The organism is Novosphingobium sp. AP12, assembly GCF_000281975.1.
In the GTDB taxonomy this organism is placed as follows: Bacteria; Pseudomonadota; Alphaproteobacteria; order Sphingomonadales; family Sphingomonadaceae; genus Novosphingobium.
The window spans coordinates 24,998-30,997 of record NZ_AKKE01000150.1; the positions used below are offsets into that span (position 1 = coordinate 24,998).

Below are 6,000 nucleotides of genomic sequence, written 5' to 3' on the forward strand. Positions count from 1 at the left end.
GGCTTTCTTTGCTTTCCCTGAAGTCTCGTGACGACGGGGAAGGCGGGCCCTTACCGGATTCTGGCGCGAATGCAAGCGCGGAAGGGTAGGAAGGCGTGGCCGAGCAGCAGATGCTCATGAGACTTAGTTGCGCACCAAGGCATTTTTGTTGCGCGCCGCGGTTCGTGCGTTAGCAAGGCCGTTCCCAAGAAAAATTCGAGTCGCCAATGAAAATCAATGTTCGCTGCGCCATGCCGGCGCTTCTCGCCGGCGTTGCCCTTTCGACGTTTGGGACCATCCCGGCGCTCGCACAAGTCTCCACCAGCCAGGGCGCGACGGCCGCGACCGTCACTACCCAGCTTCCCCGCAGCGTCCGTCCGACGCACTACGACGTCATCGTCACCCCGGACGCGCAGGCGCTGACTTTCGCAGGCAAGGCCGCGATCACGGTCGAGGTGCTGGAGGAAACCCGCACGATCACGCTGCAGGCCGCCGACCTCGCGATCGCCAGCGCGGCGCTGGCGACCAGCGGCGGCAAGCGCGTCGGCGCGCCGCTCGTCCAGTTGAACGCCGAGGAGCAGACCGCGACCTTCACGTTCGCCAAGGCCGTGGCGCCGGGCAGCTACGTGCTGTCGATCGACTACACCGGCAAGATCAACACCCAAGCGTTCGGCCTCTTCGCGCTCGACTACAAGGCGGCCGACGGCTCGCAGAAGCGCGCGCTGTTCACGCAGTTCGAAAACTCGGACGCGCGCCGCTTCATGCCTTCGTGGGACGAGCCGTTCTACAAGGCGACCTTCGGCCTGAAGATGGTGGTGCCGAGCGATGAGATGGCGGTCGGCAACCTGCCGGTCGAAAGCCGCAAGCCGGCGGGCAAGGGCAAGACCCTCGTCACCTTCGGCCAGAGTCCGAAGATGTCGACGTATCTGCTGTTCTTTGGTCTCGGCGATTTCGAGCGCAAGACGACGCAGGCGGCCGGCACCGAGATCGGCGTGCTGACCAAGCGCGGCGACCTCGCCCAGGCTGACTATGCGCTCGGCGCCTCGGCCGACCTGCTGCCGTGGATGAACGACTACTTCGGCACACCTTATCCGCTGCCCAAGCTCGACCACATCGCGGCGCCGGGCCGCAGCCAGTTCTTCAGCGCGATGGAGAACTGGGGCGGCATCTTCTACTTCGAAAACGCGATGCTGCTCGACCCCAAGATCGCGTCGAACGCCCTGCGTGAGCGCATCTTCACCGTCGTCGCGCACGAGATGGCGCACCAGTGGTTCGGCGATCTCGTCACGATGTCGTGGTGGGACGACCTCTGGCTGAACGAGGGCTTCGCCTCGTGGATGGAGAGCCGGGCGACCGAGAAGTTCCATCCCGAATGGCACCCGGAACTGACCGCGATGGGCTCGCGCGAGCTGGCGATGGGCCAGGACGCCTATGTCACCACGCACCCGATCATCCACCCGATCAAGACCGTGGAAGAGGCCAGCCAGGCCTTCGACAGCATCACCTATTCCAAGGGCGAGGCGGTGATCCGCATGCTGGAGGCCTACGCGGGCTCGAAGCAGTGGCAGGCGGGCGTGCAGGCGTACATGAAGCGCTACCAGCACTCCAACACCGTCACCGACGACTTGTGGACCGAGATCGAAAAGGCATCGGGCAAGCCGATCGCGCAGATCGCGCACGACTTCACGCTGCAGTCGGGCATCCCGCTGGTGAAGGTCTCGGCCTCGTGCGCGGGCGGGCAGACCAGCCTGAGCCTCGAGCAGGGCGAGTTCACCCGCGACCGTGCCGACAAGAAGCCGCTCGCCTGGCGCGTGCCGGTCCGCGCAGCCGGGCTGACCGGCGAGGCGGCCGATACGCTGCTGCAGGGCAAGGGCGCGCTGAAGGTGGCAGGCTGCGGCCCGGTCGTCGTCAATGCCGGGCAGTCTGGCTACTACCGCGTGCTCTATGATCCCGCGACCTTCGCCGGCCTCGCCCAGTCCATTGCCAAGGTGCAGCCGGTCGACCAGCTCGGCATCCTCAACGACGCGGTGGCGCTGGGCTATGCCGGCCGCCAGCCGATGGCCGACATGCTCGACGTCCTGAAGGGCCTGCCCGGGGACGCCTCGCCGCAGGTGATGGAGCGCGCGGCCAAGGTGATCGCTGAGATCGGCGGCTATGCGAAGGGCGACGACAAGCGGCAGGCGGCACTGTCGCGCTTCGCCACCGCGCGGCTGCTGCCGGTGCTCCAGCGTCTCGGCTGGACGCCGCGCGCGGACGAGCAGGTAACCGACGGCGACCTTCGCGGCACCCTGATCGAAACGCTGGGCGCGCTGGGTGAACCCACCGTGCTCGCCGAGGCGCGCCGCCGCTTCGCCGCATCGAAGACCGATCCGTCCAATAAAACGGGTGGGGGCATCGACCCGTCGCTGCGCGTGTCGATCCTGACCGTCGTGGCCAAGAACGCCGATGCGCAGACCTGGGACGCACTGCACGAGATGGCGAAGTCGGAGAGTTCGGCGCAGGTCAAGACCACGCTTTACTCGCTGCTCGGCATGGCCCGCGATCCGGCGCTTGCCGACAAGGCGCTGGCGCTGTCACTGACCGACGAGCCGGGCGTGACCACCAGCCCGGTGATCATTAGCTCGGTCGCCACCGGCGGCCAGCCCGACAAGGCGTTCGACTTCGTGATCGCCAACCACGACGCCGTCATGGCCCGCGTCGATGGCTCGGGCGCGACCCGCTACGTCGCCAAGCTGGCGCAGGGCAGCGCCGATCCGGCGATGGAAGGCAAGCTCAAGGCCTATGCCAGCGCCCGCCTATCGGTCGGCGCCCGCCGCCCGGTCGACGAAGCGATCGCCAAGATCCGCGACCGCATCAGCGTCAAGCAAACCCGCATGGGCGAGGTCGATGCGTGGCTGAAGAAGGCCGGGTACTGATCCGAGCTTGAAGGAGAGGGCGGTAGACCCGTCCTCTCCCACGTTTTCGTTCGTGCCGAGGGCACGCGCCCTCAGGCCATGGCGAGGATCATGTTCCGCACCTGCGGATAGACCTCGCGCTCCCACTTGGAGCCCGAGAACACGCCGTAGTGGCCGACGCCGGGCTGCAGGTGATGGCGCTTCAGGTGCGGGCGCAGGCTGGTGCAGAGCAGGTGCGCGGCCGCCGTCTGACCCACGGCGCAGATGTCGTCGCGCTCGCCCTCGACGGTGAGGAGGGCGGTCTTGCGGATCGCCGAGCAGTCCACCAGCCGCCCCCGGTGCGTGAGTTCGCCCTTGGCGAGCAGCGCCTGCTGGAAGACCTTGTCGATGGTCTCGAGGTAGAATTCCGAGGTCATGTCCAGAACGGCGAGGTATTCGTCGTAGAAGTCCTCGATCTTGTCGGCTTCCGCCTGCTCCTGGTCGGCAAGGTGCTGGTAGAGCTTGCGGAACTGCGCATAGTGCCGGCCGGAGTTCATCGACATGAACGCACTGAGCTGAATGAACCCGGGATAGACCTTGCGGCCGCCGCCCTTGTAGCGCCACGGCACGGTGTGGATCAGGTTCTGCTCGAACCACGCGAAATCCTGCGCATTGGCGAGGTCGTTCACCGCGGTGGGCGATTCGCGCACGTCGACCGGGCCGCCCAGCAGTGACATCGTGCGCGGCTGGCAGGGATCGTCGTCCTGCGCCATCAGCGCCACGGCAGCGAGCACCGGCACGCAGGGCTGGCACACCGCGAGGACGTGGGCGCCGCGCTTCTCGTGCGGGTCGCCCAGTTCCTGCAGGAAGCGGATCACGTAGTCGATGTAATCGTCGAGCCCGAAGGCCCCGGCCGACATCGGCACGTCGCGCGCGTTGTACCAGTCGGTGAGATAGACGTCGTGGTCGCGCAACAGGGTCTGCACCGTGCCGCGCAGCAGCGTCGCGAAATGCCCGGACAGCGGCGCGACCACGAGCACCTTGGGCTGCGGCACGGCGACTTCGGACTTGGCGAAATGCAGCAGGTCGCCGAACGGCATCGACAGCGCCACTTCCTCGACCACGGGCGTCATCGCGTTGCCGCACAGCACCTCGTCGATGGCGTAGGGCGGGCGCTTGTGGGTGACCGCGGACTTCTCGAACGTCTCGGCCAGCGCGAACAGGCGGCGGGTGAAGGGCATTTTATCGGCCCCGCCCAGGAACTTGTCCCGAAATCCGGTGGCGGTGCGCGCCGCGAAGCGAGCGGGCGCCAGCGCGTCGCAATATGCCTGATAGGCCTGGTAGAGCATGCGCGAGCGTCCCCCCGACCGTGTGCAGGACTCGCGTTTCGGAGAGGCGACTGCAATCGGTTCTGGATTCATGCTGCGCTGCATCATAAGCTGATGCAAGCAAAAGCGCGAGGATGCACGCCCATGACAAGTGTTAGCGAAACCGGCGCGACCCTGACCATATCGAGCAAGACCTACTCCGCGTGGTCGCTGCGGGGATGGCTGCTGTGCCGCCTTGCCGGGCTCGAGGTGACGGAGAAGATGGTGGCGAACGATGCCGCCAACCGCGCCGAACTGCTGTTGCTCTCGCCCTCGGTGCTGGTGCCGCGCCTGACCTGGAAGGGCGCCGGGGTGTGGGACACGCTGGCCATCGCGGAATTCCTCAACGAACAGTTTCCCGATGCGGGGCTGTTCCCCAAGGACCCGATCGCGCGGGCTCACTGCCGCTCCATCTCGGGCGAGATCCACTCGGGCTTCACCAACCTGCGCTCGGCGCTGCCGATGAACCTGAAGGTCCGGCACGAGAAGTTCCCGGTGTTCTCCGGCGCGCGGCCCGACATCGAGCGGATCGAGGCGATCTGGATCGACTGCCTGCAGACTTACGGCGGGCCTTTCCTGTTCGGCAAGGCGCCCACGGTGGCGGACGCCATGTACGCGCCGGTGACCACGCGCTTCGTCACTTACGCGGTGGCGCTGCCGCCGGAGTGCTCGGCCTACTGCCGCACGATCGCCGAGTGGGCGCCGATGCGCGAATGGACCGAGGCGGCCAGGGCCGAACCCGAAGAGATGGAAGAACTCGACGTCGAGTTCTGACACCGAAACGCCCGGCGGTCATGGGGCTGACCGCCGGGCTGGGCCCTCCGGGGGACGGGAGGCCGTGTCGGTGCCGCTGGCGCTTTTAGCGCAGCAGCGACAGGACGTTCTGCTGGCTCTGGTTGGCCTGCGCGATCATTGCCGTCGAAGCCTGGCTGAGGATCTGGGCCTTCGCCATCTGCGTCGTTTCCGCCGAATAGTCGGCATCTTCGATGCGGCTGCGGGCGTCGGACAGGTTGGTGACGTTGTTGGTCAGGTTGTTGATCGCCGATTCGAGGCGGTTCTGGCCGGCGCCGAGCGAGGCGCGCGTGGCGTTCACGTCCTTGAGCGCGGCATCGACCTTCGACAGCGTCGTCGAGGCCAGCGCCGAAGTCGTCACGTCGAGCGACGAGGCCGAGATGTTGGCGCCATCGATCGCCTTGGAGGTCAGCGTGACCTTCTCGCCCGAGTTCGCACCTGTCTGGATGTCGAAGGTCAGGTCGGTGCCCGAAGTCGTCGAAAGCAGGGTGTTGCCGTTGAACTTGGTCTGCGTCAGCGACGAGCTGATCTGCGAGGTCAGCGCGGTGACTTCCTGCTGCATCGCGGCGCGGTCGGAGGTCTGGTAGGTGCCCGAGGCCGACTGGATCGCCAGTTCACGCACCCGCTGCAGCATGTTGCTGACTTCCGAGAGCGAACCCTCGGCGGTCTGCGCGAGCGAGATACCGTCGTTGGCGTTGCGGATGCCCTGGCTCATGCCGCGGATCTGCGAGGTCATCGAGGTCGAGATGGCAAGGCCCGCAGCGTCGTCCTTGGCCGAGTTGATGCGCTTGCCGGTCGACAGGCGCTCCATCGCGGTGCCGAGCATCTTGTTGGCGGAGTTCGAAGCGTTCGAAGCGCGAATCGCGCTGATGTTGGTGTTGATCACAGACATGATGTGTTCCCGTGTAGTCCCGAAAAAAGTCCCGAAGGTGCGGTCCGGTGGAAGGCCATCCATTCCGCTGCCAGCCACTAGACCGGCAGGGGGGCGG

The 6,000-nt window shown here is 66.5% G+C and carries 4 protein-coding genes; 2 read left to right on the forward strand and 2 right to left on the reverse strand.

All coding sequences use genetic code 11. The annotated features are described in order from the left end of the window. Positions 1-206: 206 nt before the first annotated feature. Positions 207-2,894, forward strand: coding sequence for a M1 family metallopeptidase (locus PMI02_RS21170; protein WP_007686758.1), 2,688 nt, complete (start codon positions 207-209; stop codon positions 2,892-2,894). A gap of 71 nt (positions 2,895-2,965) precedes the next feature. On the opposite strand, the gene PMI02_RS21175 is transcribed toward PMI02_RS21170, so the two are convergent. After that, positions 2,966-4,201, reverse strand: a complete 1,236-nt coding sequence (locus PMI02_RS21175) for a polyhydroxyalkanoate depolymerase (RefSeq protein WP_007686760.1) — start codon at positions 4,199-4,201, stop codon at positions 2,966-2,968. 123 nt (positions 4,202-4,324) lie between these two features. Between PMI02_RS21175 and PMI02_RS21180 the strand changes: the two genes are divergently transcribed. After that, complete coding sequence (locus tag PMI02_RS21180; protein WP_007686762.1) at positions 4,325-4,993, forward strand: glutathione S-transferase; 669 nt, start codon at positions 4,325-4,327, stop codon at positions 4,991-4,993. Between the two features lie 85 nt (positions 4,994-5,078). On the opposite strand, the gene PMI02_RS21185 is transcribed toward PMI02_RS21180, so the two are convergent. Beyond that, positions 5,079-5,903 (reverse strand): flagellin, encoded by an 825-nt coding sequence (locus tag PMI02_RS21185; protein WP_007686764.1) that lies wholly within the window; start codon positions 5,901-5,903, stop codon positions 5,079-5,081. Positions 5,904-6,000: the final 97 nt, after the last annotated feature.

What these genes read in the sequence shown, in the direction of transcription:
- PMI02_RS21180 (WP_007686762.1), top strand. Translation starts at nt 4,325, where the DNA reads ATGACAAGTGTTAGCGAAACCGGCGCGACCCTGACCATATCGAGCAAG.
- PMI02_RS21185 (WP_007686764.1), bottom strand. Translation starts at nt 5,903, where the DNA reads ATGTCTGTGATCAACACCAACATCAGCGCGATTCGCGCTTCGAACGCT.
- PMI02_RS21175 (WP_007686760.1), bottom strand. Translation starts at nt 4,201, where the DNA reads ATGCTCTACCAGGCCTATCAGGCATATTGCGACGCGCTGGCGCCCGCT.
- PMI02_RS21170 (WP_007686758.1), top strand. Translation starts at nt 207, where the DNA reads ATGAAAATCAATGTTCGCTGCGCCATGCCGGCGCTTCTCGCCGGCGTT.